The sequence below is a fragment of the Gracilimonas sp. genome (assembly GCF_035704785.1).
GTDB lineage: Bacteria > Bacteroidota > Rhodothermia > Balneolales > Balneolaceae > Gracilimonas.
The window spans coordinates 1-4,328 of record NZ_DASSWP010000084.1; the positions used below are offsets into that span (position 1 = coordinate 1).

The following is a 4,328-nucleotide window of genomic DNA, read 5'->3' on the forward strand; positions in this document are numbered from 1 at the left end:
ATGCTCATCGGAAACATGCATAAGCATACTCTCTTTGGGGAGATGAACCGCACGGGTTATTTGTCCCTCTGAATTGAGCACTAACCACATTTCCGTATCTCCCAGGATGTTTGATTCCATCCAGAATTCTCCCTTATGATAGATCATGTTATTTGCCGGGGCTTTTACTTCAGGGAGCAGTTCTTTCATCGTTTTCCACTGTTCATCCATCTGATCTGCTCGTATGGAATCTATTTCAGTTTGAGATATTTCTTCTGTGGGAAGACTGACTAAAATAGTTCTTACGGTGTCAAAATCTGCATTTAGTTCGGCTATTATATTTGTACCTGTATCAAAAGTAAATAACGTTCGATTTTCGGGATTGTAGGCTGTTAAGTTCCCGTGGCTATAAGGAATCAGTCTTGCCCCCCTTATTTGTCCATCTACTATTAATCTTGCATAAGGTTGGGCTTTTAACACCATTTCTTTTCCATATGATTCACTTTCATGGTCATACTGGACTAAAATACTTTCACTCTCCTTTTCTGCATCTCGAAGATGCTCGAAAGAGTCCAACTCGAATATCGACACACCGTCTTGATCTGTGGGATAAGCTTTAATCAAGAAAGTTGCTTCATAATTGGGAGGAATTATCTCATTCTTTAAATCAAGATTCTCATCAAAAACCAACAGCTTGTTATTGCCCTGATCATAAGTATAAATATTCCCCTCCCTGTCTTTTGTAAATTCGTACGCATCCAATATCTCTCCCGGACCCCTTCCCTCTCTTATGACCTTTTCCAACTCTCCATTTTCATTTATGATGGTGATGTTTGGAATGTTTCGATCCGCGAATGCAATATCCCCGTTCTCCAGCACCACACTTTCATACCCCACGTGAGCGAAGTAAACATCCTCAACCTCACTCATCGAAAAGATCTCCGTTGCGGTGAAGGAAAGTATATCATCAATATCCGGAGCGCCTGCTTGCTGTTCCTTTTCACTACAAGAAATGAAAAAGAGCGGTATGAGAATGATTATGGAAGTGAGAAACGATCCGGAAGTTTTTGTAACAGAATGCATGCAATTGATCTTATTAATGATATCGCTTACATATTATAGCCGAACCCTTCTATAATCAAGTACAAATTTTAGGAGGATCAGCAGGATCGTTATAGGGATAACTATCCAGATCATGATCCCTTCAAAATCACCTTTAAGAGGATGTTGGATTGAAATAAGCACTAAATATCCCATGTACAATCCATAATAAATAAGAAAACCAAAAGCTTCCGGCCTGCCTAATTGTTTTCCGGGCCAAAATAACGGCAAGCAAACGGCCGCGACGATCATCATAAGGGGAAGATCAAGGTTAATGGCATCAACCGATACCGAGATGGCACCGGGAGCTATAAGAACTGTAAGACCCAGGGTAAGCAGGATGTTATATATATTACTACCCATTACATTGGCAACCGCCGTATCTGAATCTCCATGCCTGATAGCAGAAACGGAAGTGGCTACTTCCGGAAGCGAGGTTCCAATAGATACGATCGTCAATCCTATGATCAGTTCGGAAATTCCCAATATCCCTGCAATTTCGACTGCAGAGTGTACCATAAGTCGTGACCCCATAACGATCAGAACCACCCCTATCAACAGTATAAAAATATATTTTGTATAGAATAAAGCGCCAAGGGATTCTTCTAAGCTTGACTCCTGCCCTTCGTTCGCAGCGATATTTGAAGCACGGTCTTTACGGATCTGGTAATACATGAATACAGAATAAGCGATCAAACCAAAGAATATGATACCTCCATCCAGTGGACTTAACAATCCATCCATAGCCAGCACATATAAAAGAACGCTTGCCCCAATCACTACAGGTACATCTACTTTTATGATCCGGTTCGTGATTCTAAGGGGATGAATCAATCCTGCAATTCCTAAGATCAGCAGAATATTTGCAATATTACTTCCAAGGATATTCCCGAGTACTAGATCCGGTTTACCATCTACTGCTGCCTGTAAACTGATAGCCAATTCCGGTGCACCGGTTGCAAAAGCAACCACTGTGAGTCCCATAACCACCGGTGATACACTCCATGCAGCTCCAAATTTGTCTACCGACCTGAGAAATAACTCAGCGCCTCCTATCAAGATCGCCAACCCTAAAATGAATAGTATAACCGTCATCCTAACTCACTATATTCAAATTTTTTATATCCCCAAAACTAACACAAAATATCTTTCAAAGTTTAACGCTAAGTCCAAAAATTGATCTTTGTTTTTAGATTTCTAAACCTTCAATCTAAAAACTGTTCTTTACCTTCAATTCTTTATATTAAGCAAAAATTTAAACCAAACTATTTATCCAATGAAACTCAAAACCATTCTTCTGTCTGTTTTGTTCTCATTGTTCATTGCTTTCTCAGCATATGCACAACGCACTATCATTCACGCCGGTACTTTAATTGACGGCAAATCTGATGCCCCGCGAAATGAAGTGAGCATAATAATTGAGGGCAATATGATCACTTCCATTGAAAATGGATATATAAACAGTAATAGCAATGACAAGATCATTGACCTGAAAAATAAAACAGTACTTCCCGGATTAATAGATCTGCATGTACACCTTGAGAGTGAGACCAATCCACAAAAATATCTGGAAGCTTTCACCTTTAATGAAGCAGATTTTGCCATGCGTTCAACTGCTTTCGCCAAAAGAACTTTAATGGCCGGATTTACCACTGTACGAGAACTGGGTGGTTCCGGAGTCAACATCTCACTTAGAAATGCTATTAATCAGGGTTTTGTAGATGGACCGAGGGTCATTACTGTTGGCAAATCGTTGGCAACAACAGGCGGACATGCGGACCCCACCAACGGATGGAAAAATGAACTCATGGGTAGTCCTGAACCCGTTGACGGAGTATTGAACGGAGTAGCTGAAGCACGTGAAGCAGTACGTCAACGTTATAAAAATGGAGCCGACCACATTAAGATCACAGCAACCGGAGGCGTATTGAGTGTAGCCAAATCCGGAGATGCCCCACAATTCTTTGAAGACGAACTTGATGCGATCGTCCGAACCGCCAGGGAATACGGAATGCATGTTGCGGCCCACGCACATGGAGCTGAGGGAATGAAACGTGCTGTTGAAGCCGGAGTGCTGACCATAGAACATGGGACTCATATGACCGAAGAGATCATGGATCTGATGATAGAAAACGGCACATATTACGTACCAACGATATCTGCTGGAAAATGGGTAGCCGAAAAAGCCAAAGTTGAAGGATATTATCCCGAACTGGTAGTACCTAAAGCTTTAGAGATCGGGCCTAAAATTCAAAATACCTTTGAAAAAGCGTACAATCACGGAGTCAAGATCGCATTTGGTACAGATGCCGGCGTTTTCCCCCATGGGCTTAACGGAGCGGAATTTCGATATATGACCGAAGTTGGAATGCCAGTTATGGAAGCCATAAAAAGTGCAACCATTACAGCCGCCACGGTTTTAGGGATGAAAGACCAAATTGGAACTATTGAAGCCGGTAAATATGCTGATATAGTTGCAACCGATAAAAACCCTCTTGATGATGTGACAACCCTTGAATCTGTTTCTTTTGTAATGAAAGACGGCGTAGTCTATAAAAATTAACCCCGCCTGCCGGCGAAATATGCAGTTATGCCAGCACTTACAACAAGACAGCGACTTATAAAGAAGTTACAGTGGACGTTCCAGGTGGAAGGAATGAATGCGTTCATGTTTTTTGGCATTTTGATCTTTCTGAATGCCAGCTACCAAAGCGTGAATCTGTTATTCCTTTCATACGGAATGCTTTTGATGTGTTTTATCCTGATGCAGGGAACCTATTACTGGTGGCTGAAATTATCTGTAATAAATGAAAGGCCGATCTTCCAGAGGACCTCTCTTTTAAGGTTTAGGAAATTCAAACGCATCAATCAAATAGGACTGGCACTCATCCCCCTCGTATTATTAATACAGTGGGTGATTTCAGGAAAGCAATTATCGGGAGATAATTTTCTTTTTTGGGCTATTTTTGCCAACGTTTTTGCCGTTTTAGAATACATTAATTACTACCATAAGCAATTGATGTACGATAACAGTCACGATCTAAAATATCTTTTTTACAACAAGACACTCAAAGAAGCTTCATTGCATAAAGATTTGCGTGAAAATAAAATCTAAAAGAACATTATGAGCATACTTAGAATTATTCTCGCTGTAATACTCCCACCTCTTGGGGTTTTTATGACCATTGGGATAAAAGGAGCCTTTTGGCTTAACATTTTATTGACCATACTTGGATTCATTCCCGGTA

The 4,328-nt window shown here is 40.8% G+C and carries 5 protein-coding genes; 3 read left to right on the forward strand and 2 right to left on the reverse strand.

Translation table 11 applies throughout. The features are described from left to right. Window positions 1-1,062: 6-bladed beta-propeller (locus tag VFM80_RS04830; RefSeq protein ID WP_395070114.1), on the reverse strand; the 1,062-nt coding region annotated here is incomplete at its 3' end. Window positions 1,063-1,095: 33 nt separating this feature from the next. Beyond that, the gene (locus VFM80_RS04835; RefSeq protein WP_395070116.1) at window positions 1,096-2,175 is read right to left on the reverse strand and encodes a calcium/sodium antiporter; all 1,080 of its coding nucleotides are present in this window, start codon (window positions 2,173-2,175) and stop codon (window positions 1,096-1,098) included. A 181-nt stretch (window positions 2,176-2,356) separates the two neighbouring features. Here VFM80_RS04835 and VFM80_RS04840 point away from each other — a divergent pair, with 181 nt between their 5' ends. The 3 genes from VFM80_RS04840 to VFM80_RS04850 form a co-directional block, all read left to right on the forward strand. Continuing rightward, the gene (locus VFM80_RS04840) at window positions 2,357-3,643 is read left to right on the forward strand and encodes an amidohydrolase family protein (RefSeq protein ID WP_395070118.1); all 1,287 of its coding nucleotides are present in this window, start codon (window positions 2,357-2,359) and stop codon (window positions 3,641-3,643) included. Between the two features lie 27 nt (window positions 3,644-3,670). Continuing rightward, window positions 3,671-4,195 (forward strand): hypothetical protein, encoded by a 525-nt coding sequence (locus VFM80_RS04845; protein WP_395070120.1) that lies wholly within the window; start codon window positions 3,671-3,673, stop codon window positions 4,193-4,195. Window positions 4,196-4,204: 9 nt separating this feature from the next. Continuing rightward, window positions 4,205-4,328: YqaE/Pmp3 family membrane protein (locus VFM80_RS04850; protein ID WP_395070122.1), on the forward strand; the 124-nt coding region annotated here is incomplete at its 3' end.

Coding starts and splice junctions, on each gene's coding strand:
- VFM80_RS04840 (WP_395070118.1), top strand. CDS start 2,357: ATGAAACTCAAAACCATTCTTCTGTCTGTTTTGTTCTCATTGTTCATT.
- VFM80_RS04845 (WP_395070120.1), top strand. CDS start 3,671: ATGCCAGCACTTACAACAAGACAGCGACTTATAAAGAAGTTACAGTGG.
- VFM80_RS04835 (WP_395070116.1), bottom strand. CDS start 2,175: ATGACGGTTATACTATTCATTTTAGGGTTGGCGATCTTGATAGGAGGC.